Here is an 18,437-nt window from a genome sequence, read left to right as displayed (position 1 = left end):
CGGTCAGCCGTCCGTTCGGTGTTCGGTCCCGAAGCCGAGAGTGCGGCGCAGGTAGCCGTAGGCGTACGGGGAGCGGCGCAGCGCGGCGTCGTCGCCCTGCTCGTAGACCTCGCTCGCGGTGTCCAGGACGGCGAGGCCGAGGATCTTCTCCGTCCGTCGGCAGAGGTGTTCGAGTTCGGTGAGTCGCTGGTTTGCGGGCAGGCCAGCGAGGGCGGCGCACTCCTTCTCCACCTGATCGACCCCGCCACGGTAGTCAGTCATCGGTTCCTCATTTCCTGTCGGACTTGATGTGTGTAGGGCCTCATCCGCCGAGGGGAAGGACAGGCGGATCCGTTGACGCCGAAGGTCCTTCCGGTGATCAAACTCGGTCCCCCCGCAGCCGGACATGGTGGGGCTCCCTGTGTTTGGTTGAAGATCGCTGCGTTCCCGGCCTCTTTCAACACAGCCCTCCACCCGACCCTGTTTCAGCGGTGGCCGACCTGATGAACCGTACGTACACCAACCCAGAGGATGCGGCCGACACCCGGAGCCGACCCGGAACGCATGACCAAAGGGTGATCACATCAACGGATGAAACACACACATCCCGGCCTCGGGCCGGGGCCCGGACTCAGACCTTCGGGGCCGGCGTCCACTCGTGCGCCAGCAGGCCGAGCAGCGCCGCATCGATGAACGTGCCCATCACCCACGCCGCGGACCGCAGCGTCCCCTCGACCACGAACCCGTTCCGTTCGGCGGCCCGGATCATCGCGTGGTTGTCCGCCAGCGTGTCCACCTGCAACCGCTGCAGCCCCCGCACCACGAACCCGTACTGGCACAGCGCCCCGACCACGTCCGCGCCGTAGCCCTTCCCCCGCGCGGCCGGCAGCAGGCCCAGCCCCAGGTGCGCCGACCGGTTGTGCGTGTCGATGCCCCACACGCTGGCCACGCCGATCAGCTCGCCGTGCTCCAGCTCCACCACCGAGAACTGCACGTTCTTCGGGTCGTCCTCCTGCGCCTGCCGCGCCTTGCTCCCCACCGCCACCGGCCGCCAGGCTCTGCCCTCGGCCCGCGACACCCCCTCCACGTCGTTCGACAGCTCACGCTGGATCACCGGCAGATCGTCATCGCTCTGGGCCCTCAGCCCGACCTTCTCGCCACGAAGCATCCAAGCTTCCTATCCGATCAACCTCCTTGTCCGCAAGCACATTTGACGTCCAATCAATGCTCAGGTCCTCGGCGAGGACCTCCACCTCGTTCGGGCCGACGACGGTCAGCCAGTGCAGCGCGCAGCGGTTGTTGTGGTGGTCCAGCAGATGGCGGGCCTCGGCGGGCCACGGGCCCCACCGGGGCAGCTCCCGGACGACCACCTCGTCCACGAGCGCGAATTCCGGGTCGAAGAGTTCGGCCCGGATGTGGACGATCCCCACCAGCCGCAAGGTCACCGCCGCGCTCGCCGACTCGATCCGGATCACCGCTTCGCCCGGCACCAGGTCGGTCCGCAGCACGACCGAGCTCAACCAGCGAAACTCACCGCAAAATCGTTCGAGAATCACGGGTCCGCAGGTTAGCCGACCAGGGTGAGGGCGAGGACGGCTTCGGGGAGGGCGGCGACGATCAGGCCGTCGGGGGTGATGGCGAGGGAGTGGATGGGGGCGCCGAGGCGGATGTCGGCGCCGCGGTGGCGTTCGCCCCAGCGGCGGAGGCGGAGCAGGCCGTCGGACCAGGCGGCGGCGAGGAGCAGGCCTGCGGGGGTGGCGCCGAGGGCGGTGGCGGTGACGGGGTGGGGGCGCCGGTCGACGGGGGCGGGCAGCGGGGGGCGGCCGGGCATCCAGGTCCAGACCCGGCCGTCCTCGCCGCCGCTGACGACGAGGGTGCCGCCGTCCGCGTCGGTGACGCCGAGCGCGGTGACGGGGCCGTCGTGCAGGGGCGTCCCGGGGCGGTGGGTGATGCCGGTGGAGAGGGTGGCATGGCTGGTGAGGCCGTCGGGGTGGCCGAGGACCAGGGCGTCGTGGTGGCCGGCGACGGCGGTGCAGGGGCCGAGGGTGTCGAGGGCGCCGGGGGGTGCGCCGACCGCGCCGTCCAGGGTGATCGGGGCGAGCGCGCCGGAGGCGTCGAGCAGCAGTGCCCCGCCGAACGGCGTGCAGGTCAGGGCTCGCGGGTGAGCCGAGGTCAACGGGGCCGAGACGGGGGCGAGTTCACCGGAGTCGGGATCGGCGAGGTGCAGCGCCGAGCCGTCGGACAGCAGCAGTGACCCGGCGCGCGGCCCGATGCCGAGCGCGACCATGCACGGGCCGGCGGAGGGCCGGTTCCACACGGTGCGCCAGCGGGCGGCGGCGAGGGAGGCGCAGTGCGCGGCGGATTCGTCGTCGCGGCCGGTGAGCCAGGCGTGCAGGACGGCGGCGCGGTCGGCGGGGCGGGCGAGGGCGTCGCGGTCGGGTGCGGCGAGCCGCCAGGCCTCGGCGAGGGCGGTGGCGGGTGCGCCGGCGTCCTCGGCGCGCTGGAACGCGGCGGTGACGGTGGCGGGTTCGGCGTGCAGCAGCAGGTCGAGCTCGTCCAGCATCGGCGAGGCGGGGTCGGCGGCGGAGGCGTGCCGCAGCAGCAGGGCGAGGCGTTCGGGCTCGCTGCCCGCGAGGTCGGGTCCGCCGTCGTCGCGGACGGGGATGCCGCCGGCGACCTCCCACATCATGCTGCCGTGGTCGACGGGCGGCCGGTCGGCGGCGACCCGGTCGGCGACCTCGTCGGGGCGCAGCCGCCAGCGGTCGGCCATGGGCGGCGGGGGGAGCAGGTCGGCGGCGGACTTGACGGTCAGTTCGCCGCCCGCGCCGGGCAGGGTGGCCCACAGGTCGGTGCTGATCGGCCCGTCGGCGGTGGACAGCGCGGTGAGCGCGCCGCGTTCGGCGTCGGGGAGGGCGGCCCACCAGGTGTCGGCGAGGGCGGTGGCGCGTTCGGCGGGCGTCCGGGCCGGGTCGAGGACGGCGTCGGGGGTGCGGGCGGCGAGTTGGGCGAGGCCGGGGCTGGGGTGGGTGGCGGCGGGGTCGACCGGGTGGCCGGTCAGGCGGCCGCACCAGGCGGCGTACTGGGCGGGGTCGGTCCACTGCGGCTGGTCGAGGTCGAGGACGGCGCCGCCGGGCGCGGCGGCGGTGAGCAGGTCGGCGGCGGGGCCGTGGGCGGCTTCGACGACCAGCAGCAGCCAGGGGATCGACAGCAGCGGGGCGAGCAGGTCGGCGGCCACCCGTTCGGGCATGCCGGGCAGCCCGGGGCCGCCGGCCCGGTCGAGGTCGGTGACGACGACGGTGCGCGGGGTGCCGTCCTGGAGGGCTTCGAGCAGGTCGGCGGGGTGGCCGGCGGTGAGGCCGAGCAGGTCGGCGAGCCGGGCGGTGGCGGAGCGGACGGTGAGGCCCTCGACGTCCAGCAGGGCGTGGACGCGGCGTCCGGGCCGGGGGTGGTCGGGCGGGCAGGCGGCGGCCAGCCAGGTCAGCAGGTGGGTGCGGCCGCTGCCGGAGGAGCCGGCGACGCGGCACAGGCGCGGCCCGCGGGTGTCCTCCAGCCAGGCGAGCAGGGCGCGCCCGGCGGGCCGGCGGCCGGCCCCGAGCGGGGGCAGGCCGGGCGGCGGCGCGTCGGCCGGGACGGGGTCGGTGAGCGGGCGGCGGTGGCGCGGGTGCGGCCGGTAGGCGGCGTCGGGGCCGGGCGGCCAACTGCCCTGCACCGCGTGGACGGGGGACCGTCCGGCCGGGTCGAAGCCCTCGTCGAGGACGTACCGCCAGGCGTGCTGTCCGTGGTCCTGCTCGCCGCCGTTGATCGCTGCGCCGTTCACTGTTCGCGCTTGTCCTTCGTGTCCGTCCCCGTGCGCCGGCCCCCTCCACGGCGGGCGGCGCGTCCGGCCCAGCTGCGACCGCTGGCGCCCCGCCCCCGTACATCTCCGGCGGCGGTCAGCCTACTGGAGGTGCGGGTACGTCCGGTTCGGGGCCGGAACCCGGCGGGTGGTCGGGAGCGTGGTGACGGGGGGCGGGGACGGTGCGGAGCGGAGGAGCGGCATGATCGTCTGGGTGAACGGCGCGTTCGGCAGCGGGAAGACGACACTGGTCGAGGAGGTGCGCGGGCGGCTGCCCGAGGCGCTGGTGTTCGATCCGGAGGAGGTCGGGTTCCTGCTGCGGCAGGTGGTGCCGGCGCCGTCCGGGGACTTCCAGGACCTGCCGTTGTGGCGGCGTCAAGTGGTGTCGCTGGCAACGGGGTTGGTGGCCGAGTACGGGCGTCCGGTGCTGGTGCCGATGACGCTGGTGCGGCCGGCGTACCTGGCGGAGGTGTTCGGCGGGCTGGCGGCGGCGGGCGTCCCGGCGCGGCACTTCTTCCTGCGGGTGCCCGAGGAGGTGCTGACGGCCCGGATCGACGGGCGGAGCTTCACGCCGGACGATCCGGCGCGGGACGAGAAGGTGCGGGCCTGGTGCCGGTCGCGGATCGCCGAGTGCCGGGCGGCGGAGGCCGAGATGCCGCCGGAGACCGTGTTCCTGGACGGCGGGTGCACGCCCGCGCTGCTCGCCGACCTGCTGCTGGCCCATCTCGCGCTGTGAGCCGGCTCACAGCGCCCGCCGCCGTGTCACTTTCCCGGCCCGGAACTGCTCTCACCTCCGACACGACCGCCAGAGAGGACACCCAGGATGACCGGGGAGCAGACCGCCGCCGAGCACGACGCCGCGCGGGAGACCGCCACGCGGGAGTACGCAGACCACCGGGAGCTGCTGTTCTCGCTGGTCTACAACCTGCTGGGCAGCGTCGCCGACACCGAGGACGTGCTGCAGGACACCTGGCTGGCCTGGGCGGCGCGGCGCGCGGATGCGGCGGCGGGGCCGGTGGAGCACCCGAAGGCGTACCTGGTGCGGGTGGCGGTGAACCGGGCGCTGGCGCAGCAGGCGGCGGTGAGCCGGCGGCGCGAGACGTACGTGGGGCCGTGGCTGCCGGAGCCGCTGGTGGGTCCGTTGGCGGAGCCGGCGGCGGTCGGGGACGGGCAGGCGCAGGTGGAGCGCGCCGAGTCGGTGTCGCTGGCGCTGCTGGTGGTGCTGGAGACGCTGTCGCCGTTGGAGCGCAGCGCGTTCGTGCTGCACGAGGTGTTCGGGTACAGCGGCGCGGAGATCGCCGGGATTCTGGGCCGGAGCCCTGCGGCGGTACGGCAGTTGACGAAGCGGGCGCGGGAGCACGTGCGGGCGAGGCGGCCCCGGTACGAGCCGGAGCCGGCGGTGCGGCGGCAGGTGACGGAGCGTTTCCTGGCGGCGGCGCTCGGCGGTGATCTGGCGGCGCTGCTGGAGCTGCTGTCGCCGGAGGTGACGCTGTGGGGCGACGGCGGCGGGAAGGCGCCCGGGGGGCTGCGTCCGCTCACCGGCCGGAGCAAGGTGGCGCGACTGCTGGCGGGTCTGGCGCCGAAGACCGGTCGCGGGCTGGACGTCGAGTGGCGGAGCGTCAACGGCGCGCCGGCGGTGGTGCTTTCGGCGTTCGGCCGGGCGTTCGCGGTGCTGGTGCTGGACCTGGTGCCGGACGGCGACCGGATCTGCGGCATCTACGCGGTGTCGAACCCGGACAAGCTCGGGGGTCTGGCGTGAACGGGTGGGCTTCCTGGTCGACGGTGCCCGCCGGCCGGCGCGGCAGCTGGGCGGTGCTGGCGCTGTGGGCGCTGCTGCTGGTCCCCGCACTGCTGCTGGCGGGGCGGTTGGGCGAGGTGGAGCAGAACGACAACGCGGCGTGGCTGCCGGGTGGGGCGGAGTCCACCGCCGTGGTGGAGCGGGCCGCCGCGTTCGGGGCGGCGGACACCGTCCCGGCGATCGTCCTGTACGACCGTCCGACCGGCATCACGTCGGCCGATCTGACGAAAGCCCGGGCCGATGCGGCGGCGTTCGGCTCCGTCGAGGCGGTGATCGGCGCCGTGCGGGGGCCGGTGGCGTCGCCGGACGGGAAGGCGCTTCAGACCGTCGTCCAGCTCCGCAAGGGCAAGGACGGCTGGGAGGGCCTCGGGCGCAGCGTGGACGCGTTGACCGCGATCGGCGCGGCGCACGCGGACGGCGGGGCGCACGCGGACGGCGCGGCGCACGCGGACGGCCTCGGGTTCCACGTCACCGGGCCCGCCGGGTACGCGTCCGACTCGATCAAGGCGTTCGGCGCGGGCGGCAGCCTGACCACGATCACCGCGGTCGTGGTGGTGCTGATCCTGCTGCTCACCTACCGCAGTCCGTGGTTGCCGCTGCTGTCGCTGGTCACCGTCGGCGGGGCGCTGGCGGTCGCGGAGGCGGCGGTGTTCCTGCTGGCCCGGTACGCGGGGCTGGTCGTCAACAAGCAGACCGGGTTCATCCTGGTGGTGCTGGTGTTCGGCGCGGCCACCGACTACGCGCTGCTGCTGATCGCCCGCTACCGGGAGGAGTTGGCGACCCGTCAGGACCCGCACGAGGCGATGGCGCGGGCGCTGCGCCGCTGCGCCCCGGCGATCACCGCCTCGGCGGCGACCGTCGCGGCCGGGCTGCTGCTGCTGACCCTGGCCGAGCTCAACTCCACCCGCGGCATGGGCCCGGCCTGCGCGATCGGCGTCCTGGTGGGCTGGCTGGCGATGCTCACGCTGATGCCCGCCCTGCTGGTGGTCTGCGGCCGCCGCGCGTTCTGGCCGCGCCGCCCCGAGTACGGCGTGGCCGCGCCGGACGGCGGCCAGATCTGGACCCGCCTCGGCGACGCGATCGCCCGTCGCCCGCGCACCGTCTGGATCGGCACCGCGCTCGCCCTCGGCGCGCTCGCCCTCGGCTGCCTCTCGCTGCGCGCGGACGGCCTCGCCGACACCGAGCAGTTCACCGGGCACCCGCAGACGGTCGTCGGCAAGCAGATCCAGGCCGCCCACTTCCCGGCCGGCGCGGGCGACCCGCTGTACGTGGTGGCCCGGGCCGACGCCGCCGGGCCGGTCCGCGCGGCCCTCGCCTCCGTCCCGGGCGTACTCGCGCTCGGCGAACCACTCTTGACGGATGATCAGATCCTCTTCACGGCCGAGCTCTCCGCCGATCCGAGCAGCCGGGACGCGATGCGCACCGTCTCGCTCGCCCGCACCGCCGTACATGCCGTGCCGGGCGCGGACGCGCTGGTCGGCGGGACCACCGCGATCGCCCTCGACACCCGCGACGCGGCCTCCCGCGACGACGCGGTGATCATCCCGCTGGTGCTGCTGACGGTGCTGCTGATCCTCGCCGTGCTGCTCCGCTCGACGGTCGCCCCGCTGCTGCTGATCGGCACCGTGGTGCTGTCCTTCGGCGCGGCGCTCGGGGTCTCCGCCCTGGTCTTCCGCCACCTGTTCCACTTCGCCGGGACGGACGCCTCGTTCCCGCTGCTGGTGTTCGTCTTCCTGGTCGCGCTCGGCGTCGACTACAACATCTTCCTGGTCACCCGGGTCCGCGAGGACGCCCGCACCCTCGACACCCGCCGCGCGGCCCGCACCGCGCTCACCGCCACCGGCGGCGTCATCACCTCCGCCGGCCTGGTCCTGGTCGGCACCTTCGCCGCGATGGCCTCGCTCCCGCTCGTCTTCGCCGCCGAACTCGGCTTCACCGTCGCCTTCGGCGTCCTCCTCGACACCCTCCTGGTCCGCTCCGTCCTCGTCACGGCCCTCGCCCTCGACACCGGCCCCCGCCTCTGGTGGCCGGCCCGCTCCACCGAACCGCCCACCGCGGCCCGGGCGGAAACTTCACCACTACGAGTGACCTGACGATCCGTCAAAACAGCCCCGCCGGGCGCACCTGGGTGTGGTGCGGCCGGCGGGGCCGTTGGCTTCGGGCAGTGCTACAGCGGTCAGACCAGGTGGTCGAAGGCGCCTGCCTTCGCGCCCTGAACCATGGCCCGGATCTCGTCGCGGGTGTAGACGAGCGGCGTCTGCTCCGGCCGCTTGGAGTCACGGACGGCGATGAACGCGCCGACCACCCCGAACTCGACGCAGTTGTCGTGGCCCCCGCTGAACGGGGACTTCTCCCAAACGACAGCCGAGAAATCGAGTTCGGCGGGGACGGGCTTGGTGGTGCTCACTTTCACAGCTCCTTGATGATCTTGCTGATCTGGCTGCGGGTCTCGGGTGGGCCGAGGGCACGGGCCCGCAGGTGGTCGAAGACCTCGGTGTAGCGCTCCACATCCTCGGATCCCTCGAAGTACACCGAGTTGGGGCCATTCTCCACCCACACGACGTCCGGATTTGCATCCGGAAAGCCCATGAGCACGAACGATCCGTACAGTCCGGGATGGAATCCGGTGGAGAACGGCAGCAATTGAAGAGTGAGGCCCGGACGCGGCGAGACCTCCAGCAAGTGCTTTAACTGCCCTTTCAGAACAGTTTGGTTGCTGCCGATCCGCCGTATCGCGGCCTCGTCGATCACCGCCCACAGCTTCGGGGCGTCCGCCCGGCCCAGCACCTTCGCCTGCCGCTCCATCCGCACCGTCACCAGCGCGTCGACCTGTTTGGCCGTCAGATCCACCCGCATCTCGGTGATCACCCGCCGCGCGTAGTCCTCGGTCTGCAACAGCCCCGGCATCAGCTGCGGTTCGTACGACCGCAGACTGGTCGCACTCGACTCCAGCGTCAGATAACCGCCGTACGGGGTCGCGTTGATGACCACCGAGTACTTCTTCCACCACTGCTGGCGCTGCGCCTGGTCCGCCCGGACCAGGTCGAGGATGTCGGCCCGCTCCGCCGGGTCGGTGACCTGGTAGCAGTCCAGCAGCGCCTTCACGAGCAGCGGGGTGGTGCCCCGGTCGCCGGTCTCGATCCGGCTCAGCGAACTCTGGTTGACCTCCACCACCTCGGCCACCTGGGTCAGCGTCAGCTCCCGGCTGTCCCTCAACTCCTTCAGTCTGGACGCGAGCTGACGTCGATATACAGACTTCGGGGCCGGGTTCCGCTTTGCCATGGGCGTCAGTCAACACCGCGCCTCTACCACGCAGCAACCTGATCGGGGGAAATCCGCTTGGGCATATTGCCCGAGCAAGGACCTGGGCGGCATGCTGACTCGCGGTAGCACGACGTGACCGCCCGGTCGCGTCTCGTGGCACCTTTCTCTGCCCGCCTTGTGCGAGCCCCACCCCTGCGGCCGGCGGCTTGCTCTGCCGCCCGGGAGCCACCATGCCCGAAGTCCTTGCCCCCGCACCACCCGAGACAGCCGCGCGCGGGTTCTACTTCTCGCCGCGACCCGACGGCTTCGTCCTGCACATGTACGCCAGTGCCGAACACCTGGTCGCCATGCGGGCGTTCGTCTACAAGGCCGTCACCTCCGCCGGGGCCCCCGAGGACGTCGCCGACGCCGCCCGGCTGGTGGCGAGCGAGCTCGTCGGCAACGCGGTACGCCTGTGCGGCCCCCACGCGCCGGTGGTCGTCCTGCTGACCACCACCCGACACCAGGTCGTCGTCCAGGTCCACGACCCCGAACCCACCACCCTCCCCACCCGCTCCACCGAACCCCCCAACAACCCCCGCGCCGCCACCGGCCGCGGCCTCTGGATCCTCGACGCCCTGGCCCCCGGCTGGACAGTCACCCCCACCCCCCTCGGCAAACACATCACCTGCACCCTCCCCACCACCTGACCCCCGGCCCACCGAAGCCACCCGCAAGCCACCCCACCCAGCCACCGCGGGGCACTCCCCCGGACAACGCCCTGAAGCCGCCGCCCGCGGGACGACCGCCCAACTCCCTGCGCAGGACGCCGAAGCCGCCCGCAGGGCACTCCCCCAGCCTGCCGTACGCGGCGTCCTTCCCCCCATCCGCCCTCTGTGCGCCGCCCGCAGGGCAGTCTCACCAGGCCCACCGCAGTGGCGTCGCGTTGCGCAGGTGGGCGACCAGCTGGCGTCGCAGGTCGCGGTCCTCGTCCGTCTCCGTCGCCAGGTCGAGCTGGACGATGTCGACGCCCGCGGTGCGGAGCAGGTGGATGCGGGCGGCGACGGTCGCGGGCGAGCCGGTGTACGCGTTGGCGAGGTTGCGGCGGACGTAGGCGGCGATCTGGTCGGGGCCGGTGATGCCGCGCTCGCGGTCGCGGTCGAGGGCGACGGCGTCCAGGTGCCGGTCGGCGTCGGGCCCGGTGGCCAGCCGTATCGCGTCCCGTCGCAGCCGACGCAGCTTCACCTGCGCGTCCGTGTCCGTCCCGGCGAGCACGACCGTGACGTGCCGCCAGATGCGCAGGCTGCGCCCGTGGCGGGCGGCGGCGGCGCGGGCTTCGGCGATCCGCAGCCGGGTGTCGGGGAGCGGTCGCGGGGGCACGGCGTACACCTGTGCGTACCTCGCGGCGAGTTCGACGCCCTGCGGCGAGGACCCCCCGAAGGAGATCAACTCGCTGCCGGGCGCGGGCCGCAGGCCGGATCTGGCGGCGCGCAGGGTGTAGTACTCGCCGTGGTGGTCGAGGTCGGTCCCGGTGGCGAGGTACCGGGTGAGGACCGCGAGGTACTCCTCGGCCCGCCGGTAGCGTTCGGCCTTGGCGAGGGTGTCGCCGTCCCGGGCGACGTCCGCGTCGCTGGAGCCGATGATCACATGCGCGCTGATCCGCCCGCCGGAGAGCCGGTCCAGCGTGGCGAGCGAACGGCCCGCCACGGACGGCGAGTTGGTGCCGATGCGGTGCGCGGCGGCGATCCGCAGCCGGCTGGTGGCGGCGAGCGCCCAGCCGGCCACCAGCCAGGGGTCCGGCCAGGAGGAGGACTGGACGACGAGTGCACTGTCGAGCCCGTCCTCCTCCAACTCCCTCGCGGAATCGGCGATATGGACGGGATCGGCGGTGCGTTCGCGCGGGTCGGGTGCCCAGCGCAGGGCCTGCCGTTCGGCGGGGGTGTCGCCGAGGACGGGGGCGGCGCGGACGCCGCCGCGCAGTTCGAGTTCCATCAGGGGTCTCCTGGTCACGGTGGCGGGCGGGCCGCCGAACTGCGGTCCGCCGCAAGACAGTTGCTCACCGGGCGGCGGGCCCGAGCCGGGCGAGGGTGTCGAGCAGCCGGGTGCGGCTGGCGAACACCTCGGGCGGCAGTGAGACGTACAGCTGGATGGCGGTGACGCCGGGCTGCTGGTAGCGCAGGATCTGTTCGCGGCACTCCTCGGGCGAGCCGCTGACGAACAGCGCGTCGACGACCTCGTCGGGCAGGGCGCGCTGCGCGCCCTCGTGGTCGCCGTCGGCCCACCGCTTGTGGGTCTCGGCGAGCAACTCGCCGTTGCCGAGCCACTCGTGGAACTTGCGGTAGGGCTCGCGGTTGAGGATCCAGGCGAGGAACGGCCGGCTGGCGCGGTGCGCGTACGCGGCGTCCTCGGTGGGGCAGACGAACACCTTGACGACGAGCTCCTTGCCGGGCGGCTGCGGCCCGACGGCGTCGAGCACCTTCGGCAGGTCGTGGGCGGCGAGCAGGTTGGTGATGGCGCCGTCGCCTTCGGTGAAGCCGAGCCGCAGCATGCCGGGCCGCAGCGCGCCGAGGATGACCTTGACCGGTTCGGCGGGCGGGTGCGGCAGGCGGTAGCCGGTGATGGAGAAGGTGTCGAAGTCGCCCGCCACGTGCTCTCCGCGCAGCGCGGCGGTGAGGAAGCGCAGCACGTCGCGGGTGCGCTTGAACGGCTCGTCGAACGGGATGCCGTTGATGTCGGTGACGTGCGCGGGCACGGACGCCCCGATGCCCAACAGCACGCGCCCTGGGGCGAGTTGGGCGAGCGTCGCGGCGGTCTGGGCGAGTACGGCGGGCCCCCGGGTGTGGACGGGGACGATGCCGGTGGCGATCCGCAGGTGCGGCGACCAGGCGGCGGTGGCGGCGAGCGGGGTGAACGCGTCGGTGCCGCCGCCCTCCGCGCTCCACACGTCGCCGTAGCCGAGTTCCGGCAGCCGCTCGACCAGGAAGCGGTGGCGGTCGATGGTGAGACCCGGCAGCGGCAGGGTGATGCCCCAGGCGGGCGGTGGCTGCTGAAGCGCCATGGGAAAGAGCCTTTCTGCTCACGCATCTGACGGTGCGTCAGGTACGTCAGGTGCGTCAGTTGCCGACGCGGACGGTGGTGAGGTCGAGGAACCAGGACTGCGGCTGGACGAGTCCGTGGACGGTGGGCGCGAGGGCGCGCGGGTTGCGGTCGTTGACCACGAACAGCCACGGCGCGTCCTCGGTGACCTGTCGCAGCGCGGTGCGGTAGTCGGCCTGCCGGGCGCCCTGCTCGGGTTCCGCGGCGGCGGCGGAGATCAGGCCGTCGACCGCCGGGTTGGCGTAATGCCCGGTCCAGAAGGGGCTGTTGGAGCCGACGAACAGCGGCAGCAGGGCCTCGGACTGGAACAGCGTGGTGGACTGGGCGATGGCGTCGGAGTCGAGCGCGACCTTCCCCTTGGCCTCGGCGCCGATCAGGGTGGTCCAGTCGGTGGTGCGGATCTCCACCTTGATGCCGACGGCGGCGAGGTCGCGTTGCAGCGCCTCGGTGATCGGGACGGGCAGCAGGTTGCCGGAGCCGCCGGTGGGCACTGTCACGGAGGTGCTGAACCCGTTCGGGTAGCCGGCGTCGGCGAGCAACTTCTTTGCCTTGGCGGGGTCGTGGGAGTAGCGGTCGCCGGCCGGGTCGTAGGCGGCGGTGGCGCGCGGCGCGGCCTGGTAGGCCGGGTCGGCGGTGCCGTGCAGCAGTTGGTCCGCGACGGCCTGCCGGTCGATGGCGTAGTTGGCGGCCTGCCGGACCCGCACGTCCGCCCACGGGCCCTTCGTGGTGTCGAGGATCCAGTACCAGAGGTGGTCGTAGCTGTTGGTGAGGATCTGCGCGCCGGAGGCCTTCAGGCTGTCCAGGTCGTCGGGGTTCGGGTACTCGATCCAGTTGACGCCGCCGGAGCGCAGCGCGGCCGTGCGGGCCGCGGCGTCGGGCAGCGCCTTGACGATCAGGCGGTCGAGCTTGGGCGCGCCGCGCCAGTAGGCGCGGTTGGCGGCGAGTTCGACCTGCTGGCCCTCGGTCTGCGAGACGAACCCGAACGGGCCGGTGCCGACCGGGTGTTGGGCGAAGTCGGCGGTCCCGCTCTTGCGGACCGCGGTGGGGCTGGCGATCAGCACGTGCGCGAGGTCTTCGGGGAAGTGCCCGTTGGGCGCGGTGGTGACGAGTTCGATGTGGGTGTCGTCGGTCTTGCGGTAGGACGCGATGTCGCCCGCGTACTCCTTGGCCGCCGCGCCGAGCGCATCGGTGTACTCGGGGCTGGACTTGTCCAGGTAGCGGTGCAGGTTGAACAGCACCGCGTCGGCGTCGAACGGCGTGCCGTCCTGGAAGGAGACGCCCTTGCGGAGGGTGAAGGTCCAGGTCAGCCGGTCCGGCGCGACCTGCCAGGACTCGGCGAGCGCGCCCGTCACCTGCGGCGGCCGGTCGGTGTGCTCCAGCAGGTCGTAGCGGGTGAGCCCTTCATAGATCTGGAAGCTCAGCAGGCGCTTGCCCTCGAACCCGGCGCCGCCGATCACGGTGTCCAGGTTGGGCAGCTTCCCGGTCGCCCCGATCACCAGCGTGCCGCCGCCGGTTCCGTCTCCCCCGCCGGCGGTCGCGGTGGTGCAGCCGGCGGTCGTCAGCAGGACGACGGCGGCCAGCGCGGCGGCTCTGGTACGGGTGCGGACGTGCTTGCTCATGACGGTCCTTCGCTCGGTTCGGTGGTACGGACGTACGGGTCCTGCTGGTCCTGCTGGTCCTGTGGTTCGCTCGGGTCGCGCAGTGCGACGTGCGGGCCGGAGGCGGCCAACAGGGCTTGGGTGTAAGGGTGTTGGGGCTCGTCCCAGAGCGCCCGGGTGTCCCCCTGCTCGACCACTCGGCCGGCCCGGAGCACCAGGGTGCGGTGGGCGAAGCGGGCGACGGCGGCCAGGTCGTGCGAGACGAACAGGTAGGCGGTGCCGGTGCGTTCGCGCAGTTCGGTGAGCAGGTCGAGCAGTCGCCGCTGGGTGTCGGGGTCGAGCGCGGAGGTCGGCTCGTCGCACACCACCAGGGCCGGTCCGGTCGCCAACGCCCGTGCCACCGCGACGCGTTGCAGCTGTCCGCCGGAGAGTTCGCGCGGCAGCCGGCGGGCCAGTTCCGGTGCGAGTCCCACCTGACGGAACAACTCGCCGATCCGCTCGGCCCGTTGACGCCTGGGCACGCCGTGCGCCCGCAGCGCGAACCCGACCGCTTCGCCGGCCCGCAGCGCCGGATTCAGCGAGCCGCGCGGATGCTGCGGCACGAACTGCAGCCGGCCCCGCACCGCACGGTCCGCCCGGGCCCGCAGCCGCGCCGGGTCGCGTCCCTCGAACGCGACCGCCCCGCCGTCCGGCCGCAGCAGCCCCAGCGCGAGCCGCGCCACCGTCGACTTCCCCGACCCCGACTCCCCCACCAGCGCGACGGCCTCCCCCGCCCGCACCTCCAGGCTCACCCCGCGCACGGCCGGGCGGCCGGACCAGCTCTTGGAGACGTCGTCGAGTCTCAGCAGGGCGGTGGGGGCGGTCATCGGCGGGCTCCCGCGAGGGTGGTGGGGACGAGGAGGGTCTCGGCGGGGCCGGTGGCGGTCAGCCGGCCGTGGTCGAGCACGGCGAGGGTGCCGCCGATCCGGGCGGCGGCGGACAGGTCGTGGGTGACCAGCAGCAGGGCGAGGCCCTGCTCGGTGCGCAGCGTGGTGAACAGGTCGAGGATGTGGGCGCGGAGCAGGGCGTCCAGGGCGGTGGTGGGCTCGTCGGCGATCAGCAGCTCGGGCCCGCACGCCACCGCGAGGGCGATCGCGGCGCGCTGCCGCAGCCCGCCGGAGAGTTCGTGCGGGTATGCGGCGGCGGCGCGTTCCGGGTCGGGCAGCCCGGCGGCGGCGAGCACCGGCAGCGCGCCCGCGCGGGCGTCCCTGCGGCGGTCGGCGAGGCCGTGGCGGCGCAGCACCTCGGCGAGTTGGGGGCCGATCCGGCGCAGCGGGTCGAGCGTCGCGGACGGGTCCTGCGGGACGTAGCCGATCCGCCGTCCCCTGATCCGCGACAGCTCCCGCTCGGGCAGCCCCAGCAGCTCCCTCCCGCCGAGCCGCACCGATCCCCGTACGACCGCTCCCCGCCCGGGCAGCCCGAGCACCGTCCGCGCCAGCGTGGTCTTCCCGCTCCCGGACTCGCCGAGCAGCACCAGCGCCTCCCCCGCCCCGAGCGTGAGGCTCACGCCGTCCACGGCCCGGACGCCGCCGGGGTGGTCGACCGTCAACTCCTCGATGGCCAACACGTTCACGCCTCCGCCTTCCGCGCCCGTGGTGTCGCGCCCGCCTGCGTTTCGCGCCCGCCGAGGGCGTTGTAGAGCACCGAGACCGCGAGGATCACCAGCGCGGGCATCGCCGCGAGCCAGGGGTGGGTGAAGATCGCCGGGCGGAGTTCGTCGAGCATCGCGCCCCACTCGGGGGTGGGCGGGGCGACGCCGAGGCCGAGGAAGGAGAGGCCGGCGGCGTAGACGATCGCGAGGCCGACCAGCGAGGTGGCGTACGTCAGGACCACGGGCGCGATCACCGGCACGACCTGCCGCAGCACGAGCGCCGGCCGGGTCGCCCCGCTGACTCGCGCCGCCTCCAGGTACTCCGCCGTCCGGATGCGTCGCGTCTCCGTGAACGCGACCCGGGCGACGGCGGGCGTGAGCACCACCGACAGGGCCAGCACGGTCGTTCCGAGGCCCGGTGTGAGCAGCGACGCGATCGCGATCGCGAGCAGCACGCCGGGGAACGCGTACAGCACGTCGAGCGTGCGCAGCAGTGCCTGTTCGGTGGCCCGTCCGCCGAGCCCGGCCGCGATGCCGAGCAGCGCGCCGGCCAGGGCGGCCACGGCGACGGGCAGCAGGCCGGCGGTGAGGGACGGGCGGGCCGCCCACAGGAGCCGGCTGAGCAGGTCGCGTCCCTGGCTGTCGGTGCCGAGCGGGTGGCCCGGGCTGCCGGGGTCGAGCAGCCGGTCGGCGAGGTGTCCGGCGTCGGGGTCGGCGGGGGCGAGCAGGGGTGCGGCGACGGCCAGCGCGACGGGCAGCAGTGCGCCGACGATCGTCAGGGCGCGTCGATTTGTCGTCATGTCAGCCCCGCACCCGGGGGTCGATCGCGGCGTGCGCGGCGTCCACCAGCAGGTTGATGCCGACGAACGCGGTGCCGACGATCAGCACGCCGCCCTGGATCATCGGCAGGTCGCGGGCGGTGAGCGCGTCGTAGAGCAGGCGGCCGAGGCCGGGCCAGGCGAACAGGGTCTCCACGAAGACCACTCCCTCCAGCAGGTAGGCCAGTTGCAGGCCGCCGATGGTCAGCAGCGCGGGCGAGGCGTTGTGCGCGCAGTGCCGCAGCACGGCGGCCCGGCCCAGGCCGCGGGCGCGCAGGCCGTCGGCGAGGTCGCCGTCTAGAACGGCGGACAGTGCGGCGCGGTGGACGCGCGCGGTGAGGCCGAGCGGGACGAGGGCGGCGGCGGTCGCGGGCAGCAGCAGGTGGCGCAGCAGGTCGCCGGGCCCGCCGCCGCCGAACACGTCGTGGGTGCCGCCGGCCGGGAGGAGTCGCCAGTGGACGGCGAACACGGCGATCAGCAGCAGCGCCACCGAGTACTGGGGCGCGGAGACGGCGAGCGTGGACGCGCCGCTGCACAGCCGTCCCCACAGGCCGCGCGGGCGCAGCGCACCGAGGGTGCCGAGCAGGACGCCGCCGGCCAGCACGAGTGCGAACGCGGCGGCGGTGAGCGTGAGGGTCTCGCCGAGGGCGGGCAACAGCTGGGCGGTGACGGGGCGTTGGGTGGCCGTCGAGGTGCCGAGGTCGCCGGTGAGGGCGTGGCCGAGCCAGTCCAGGTAGCGGACGGGCAGCGGCCGGTCGAGGCCGATCCGTTCCGCCAGGGCCTGCCGGGCCTCGGCGGGGGCACCGGGGCCGAGGAACGCGGTGACGGGGTCGCCGGGGACGAGCGCGACGGTGGCGAACACGACGGCGCTCACCCCCAGCAGGGTGGGTACCGCGAGCAGCAGGCGGCGCAGCAGGAACCCGGTCACGGGGTTGCGGCGGTGACGGTGACGGTGGCGGGGAGCATGGGCGGCGGGGTCCTCCGGTTCGGCGACGGGGGCGGCAGCGCATCGGCGGCCGGCGCGGCCCGTCGGGTTGTTCAGGCCCAGGGCCTGTCGTCGAACCCGCGCCGCAGCTCCGCGGCGTGCCCCCGGTGAGTCGTGGGGCGGTCGGGGGTTCGAAGACAGGCCCCAGGTTTGCGGACGGTGCGCGCGGGCAGCCAGCCAGGCGTTCATGCTGGTACCGGTGGTCATAGGAGCGGCGGTACGGGGTACAGCGGTGCGAGGTACAGCGGTGCGAGGTACAGCGGTGCGAGGTACAGCGGTGCGAGGTACAGCGGTGCGAGGTACAGCGGTGCGGGCGAGTCCCGGGCGGCGGACCGTCCTTGACCGGCCCTCAGTGGCGTCCATACGATTTCCGCCATGGCTTATCGGTGGACCGACTTCACCCTCTGGGGGATCGGCGGCTCGTGGCACCGCAGGTGCTTCGACGAGACGTGTCGCCCCGGCACGGTGCGCCGCCCCCAGGCCTGACCGGCCCCGGCGGCCGCCCGTCCACCGTCGGGATCCGCGAAGCCCTCCGGGCCGCCGCCGATCCCCACGTCCCGGCCCGCCGCCTCCGAGGGGACCAGTCCGCCATGCACCACCCGCACCCCGTCACGCCCTCCCGCCGGGAGGTCCCGTGCCCGCGCTGACGCCCACCCGCCGTGGCCCCCGGCCACTGGAAGCCCTGCACACCGAGATCGACAACCCGCTCGACCTGCTGGCGGGCCATCAACTCCTCGCCGACACCGCACCGGCCTGCATCTGCGGCCACCCGCAGTGCCCGACCGCCGGCACCCACCGACCCACCGCGACCCGGATCTTCCTGGTCGAACGCCACCCGGTGGTCAGCGCCGGGCTGCGCAGCGTCCTCGCGCCCGACCCGGACCTCGCGGTGGTCGGCTCCGCGACCGACGTCGCGCACGCCGTCCCCGCCGTCCGCCGGGCCCGGCCCGACCTCGTCCTGCTCGGACGGGGCCCCGACCTGGACGCCGACCTCGCCGCCGTCGCCGCCCTGCGCCGGCCCGACGCCGCGCCCGGCGCCCGCGTCCTGCTGCTGCGCCGCGCCGCCACCACCACCGAGGCCAGCCGCATCCTGATGGCCGGCGGCAGCGGCTGCTTCCCGCTCGACCTCCCGCCGGAACGCATCCTCGACGCCGTCCACCTCGCCGCCGCCGGCGCGACCCTCTTCCTCCCCGCCCCCACCCCCCTGCGCCCGCACCCCGTCCCCGCCGAACGCCCGCTCGACCAGACCGGACTCACCGACCGCGAACGCCAGGTCCTCACCCAACTCGCCCTCGGCCACAGCAACGCCGAGATCGCCCGCCGCCTCACCCTCGCCGAAGCCACCGTCAAGAAGCACCTCACCCACGCCATGCGCAAGACCGGCCAACCCGACCGCCTCCGCGCCGCGCTCTACGCCGTCCGGCACGGGCTGACGGGCTGACGGGCCGACGGGCC

General features: G+C 74.1%; 19 protein-coding genes. 5 read left to right on the top strand and 14 right to left on the bottom strand.

The features are described 5' to 3' along the window. Nucleotides 1-3: 3 nt before the first annotated feature. The 4 genes from ACFV4P_RS15725 to ACFV4P_RS15710 form a co-directional block, all read right to left on the bottom strand. Nucleotides 4-261 carry a hypothetical protein gene (locus ACFV4P_RS15725; RefSeq protein ID WP_073812579.1) on the bottom strand — a complete coding sequence of 86 codons (258 nt, stop codon included), beginning with the start codon at nt 259-261 and terminating at the stop codon, nt 4-6. 349 nt (nt 262-610) lie between these two features. After that, nucleotides 611-1,147: a GNAT family N-acetyltransferase gene (locus ACFV4P_RS15720; RefSeq protein WP_380471346.1), complete on the bottom strand. Its 537-nt coding sequence runs from the start codon at nt 1,145-1,147 to the stop codon at nt 611-613. After that, nucleotides 1,104-1,535 (bottom strand): hypothetical protein, encoded by a 432-nt coding sequence (locus ACFV4P_RS15715; RefSeq protein WP_380471344.1) that lies wholly within the window; start codon nt 1,533-1,535, stop codon nt 1,104-1,106. The genes ACFV4P_RS15720 and ACFV4P_RS15715 overlap by 44 nt, the downstream gene beginning before the upstream one ends. Before the next feature lie 11 nt (nt 1,536-1,546). Further along, nucleotides 1,547-3,796 carry a hypothetical protein gene (locus ACFV4P_RS15710; RefSeq protein ID WP_380471342.1) on the bottom strand — a complete coding sequence of 750 codons (2,250 nt, stop codon included), beginning with the start codon at nt 3,794-3,796 and terminating at the stop codon, nt 1,547-1,549. Between the two features lie 220 nt (nt 3,797-4,016). Between ACFV4P_RS15710 and ACFV4P_RS15705 the strand changes: the two genes are divergently transcribed. The 3 genes from ACFV4P_RS15705 (at nt 4,017) to ACFV4P_RS15695 (ending at nt 7,705) form a co-directional block, all read left to right on the top strand. Continuing rightward, nucleotides 4,017-4,550, top strand: coding sequence for an AAA family ATPase (locus tag ACFV4P_RS15705; protein ID WP_380471340.1), 534 nt, complete (start codon nt 4,017-4,019; stop codon nt 4,548-4,550). Between the two features lie 87 nt (nt 4,551-4,637). Beyond that, complete coding sequence (gene sigJ, locus ACFV4P_RS15700) at nt 4,638-5,573, top strand: RNA polymerase sigma factor SigJ (protein ID WP_380471338.1); 936 nt, start codon at nt 4,638-4,640, stop codon at nt 5,571-5,573. Beyond that, nucleotides 5,570-7,705: an MMPL family transporter gene (locus ACFV4P_RS15695; protein WP_380471336.1), complete on the top strand. Its 2,136-nt coding sequence runs from the start codon at nt 5,570-5,572 to the stop codon at nt 7,703-7,705. Before sigJ ends, ACFV4P_RS15695 begins: the two co-directional genes overlap by 4 nt. 83 nt (nt 7,706-7,788) lie before the next feature. Here ACFV4P_RS15695 and ACFV4P_RS15690 read toward each other — a convergent pair whose 3' ends face one another. Continuing rightward, a complete protein-coding gene (locus ACFV4P_RS15690; protein WP_338015793.1) occupies nt 7,789-8,019 on the bottom strand; it encodes a DUF397 domain-containing protein in 231 nt (76 codons plus the stop codon). A 2-nt stretch (nt 8,020-8,021) separates the two neighbouring features. Then, a complete protein-coding gene (locus tag ACFV4P_RS15685) occupies nt 8,022-8,894 on the bottom strand; it encodes a helix-turn-helix transcriptional regulator (RefSeq protein WP_073812591.1) in 873 nt (290 codons plus the stop codon). 212 nt (nt 8,895-9,106) lie between these two features. On the opposite strand from ACFV4P_RS15685, the gene ACFV4P_RS15680 reads away from it, so the two are divergent. Then, nucleotides 9,107-9,565: an ATP-binding protein gene (locus ACFV4P_RS15680; RefSeq protein WP_380471334.1), complete on the top strand. Its 459-nt coding sequence runs from the start codon at nt 9,107-9,109 to the stop codon at nt 9,563-9,565. 208 nt (nt 9,566-9,773) lie between these two features. On the opposite strand, the gene ACFV4P_RS15675 is transcribed toward ACFV4P_RS15680, so the two are convergent. The 8 genes from ACFV4P_RS15675 to ACFV4P_RS15640 all read right to left on the bottom strand — a co-directional run bounded on the left by ACFV4P_RS15675 (nt 9,774) and on the right by ACFV4P_RS15640 (nt 17,359). Then, nucleotides 9,774-10,847 carry an LLM class flavin-dependent oxidoreductase gene (locus tag ACFV4P_RS15675; protein WP_380471332.1) on the bottom strand — a complete coding sequence of 358 codons (1,074 nt, stop codon included), beginning with the start codon at nt 10,845-10,847 and terminating at the stop codon, nt 9,774-9,776. A 64-nt stretch (nt 10,848-10,911) separates the two neighbouring features. Further along, nucleotides 10,912-11,913, bottom strand: a complete 1,002-nt coding sequence (locus ACFV4P_RS15670) for an LLM class F420-dependent oxidoreductase (RefSeq protein ID WP_380471330.1) — start codon at nt 11,911-11,913, stop codon at nt 10,912-10,914. Between the two features lie 55 nt (nt 11,914-11,968). Beyond that, nucleotides 11,969-13,570, bottom strand: a complete 1,602-nt coding sequence (locus tag ACFV4P_RS15665) for an ABC transporter substrate-binding protein (protein WP_380471328.1) — start codon at nt 13,568-13,570, stop codon at nt 11,969-11,971. Next, on the bottom strand, nt 13,567-14,415 hold the full coding sequence (locus tag ACFV4P_RS15660; RefSeq protein ID WP_380471326.1) for an ABC transporter ATP-binding protein: 849 nt from the start codon (nt 14,413-14,415) through the stop codon (nt 13,567-13,569). The genes ACFV4P_RS15665 and ACFV4P_RS15660 overlap by 4 nt, the downstream gene beginning before the upstream one ends. Further along, complete coding sequence (locus ACFV4P_RS15655; protein ID WP_380471324.1) at nt 14,412-15,161, bottom strand: ABC transporter ATP-binding protein; 750 nt, start codon at nt 15,159-15,161, stop codon at nt 14,412-14,414. Before ACFV4P_RS15655 ends, ACFV4P_RS15660 begins: the two co-directional genes overlap by 4 nt. Beyond that, nucleotides 15,158-15,979, bottom strand: a complete 822-nt coding sequence (locus tag ACFV4P_RS15650) for an ABC transporter permease (protein ID WP_380471322.1) — start codon at nt 15,977-15,979, stop codon at nt 15,158-15,160. Before ACFV4P_RS15650 ends, ACFV4P_RS15655 begins: the two co-directional genes overlap by 4 nt. Nucleotide 15,980: 1 nt before the next feature. Continuing rightward, nucleotides 15,981-16,925, bottom strand: a complete 945-nt coding sequence (locus ACFV4P_RS15645) for an ABC transporter permease (protein WP_073812605.1) — start codon at nt 16,923-16,925, stop codon at nt 15,981-15,983. A 260-nt stretch (nt 16,926-17,185) separates the two neighbouring features. Continuing rightward, entirely contained in the window at nt 17,186-17,359 is a 174-nt protein-coding gene (locus ACFV4P_RS15640; RefSeq protein WP_380471320.1) for a hypothetical protein, read from the bottom strand. 257 nt (nt 17,360-17,616) lie between these two features. On the opposite strand from ACFV4P_RS15640, the gene ACFV4P_RS15635 reads away from it, so the two are divergent. Beyond that, nucleotides 17,617-18,423 (top strand): response regulator transcription factor, encoded by an 807-nt coding sequence (locus tag ACFV4P_RS15635; RefSeq protein ID WP_083646933.1) that lies wholly within the window; start codon nt 17,617-17,619, stop codon nt 18,421-18,423. Nucleotides 18,424-18,437: the final 14 nt, after the last annotated feature.

Origin of the sequence: Kitasatospora sp. NPDC059795 (genome assembly GCF_042732175.1) — a bacterium.
Lineage (GTDB): Bacteria > Actinomycetota > Actinomycetes > Streptomycetales > Streptomycetaceae > Kitasatospora.
Note: the sequence above shows the minus strand (reverse complement) of the source record. Positions and strands in the feature narration are given on the sequence as shown.

Bases quoted from the DNA above. Each gene is read 5' to 3' on its own strand.
- ACFV4P_RS15725 (WP_073812579.1), bottom strand. From the start codon at position 261: ATGACTGACTACCGTGGCGGGGTCGATCAGGTGGAGAAGGAGTGCGCC.
- ACFV4P_RS15720 (WP_380471346.1), bottom strand. From the start codon at position 1,147: ATGCTTCGTGGCGAGAAGGTCGGGCTGAGGGCCCAGAGCGATGACGAT.
- ACFV4P_RS15705 (WP_380471340.1), top strand. From the start codon at position 4,017: ATGATCGTCTGGGTGAACGGCGCGTTCGGCAGCGGGAAGACGACACTG.
- sigJ (WP_380471338.1), top strand. From the start codon at position 4,638: ATGACCGGGGAGCAGACCGCCGCCGAGCACGACGCCGCGCGGGAGACC.
- ACFV4P_RS15685 (WP_073812591.1), bottom strand. From the start codon at position 8,894: ATGGCAAAGCGGAACCCGGCCCCGAAGTCTGTATATCGACGTCAGCTC.
- ACFV4P_RS15680 (WP_380471334.1), top strand. From the start codon at position 9,107: ATGCCCGAAGTCCTTGCCCCCGCACCACCCGAGACAGCCGCGCGCGGG.
- ACFV4P_RS15675 (WP_380471332.1), bottom strand. From the start codon at position 10,847: ATGGAACTCGAACTGCGCGGCGGCGTCCGCGCCGCCCCCGTCCTCGGC.
- ACFV4P_RS15670 (WP_380471330.1), bottom strand. From the start codon at position 11,913: ATGGCGCTTCAGCAGCCACCGCCCGCCTGGGGCATCACCCTGCCGCTG.
- ACFV4P_RS15665 (WP_380471328.1), bottom strand. From the start codon at position 13,570: ATGAGCAAGCACGTCCGCACCCGTACCAGAGCCGCCGCGCTGGCCGCC.
- ACFV4P_RS15660 (WP_380471326.1), bottom strand. From the start codon at position 14,415: ATGACCGCCCCCACCGCCCTGCTGAGACTCGACGACGTCTCCAAGAGC.
- ACFV4P_RS15650 (WP_380471322.1), bottom strand. From the start codon at position 15,979: ATGACGACAAATCGACGCGCCCTGACGATCGTCGGCGCACTGCTGCCC.
- ACFV4P_RS15640 (WP_380471320.1), bottom strand. From the start codon at position 17,359: ATGGCGGAAATCGTATGGACGCCACTGAGGGCCGGTCAAGGACGGTCC.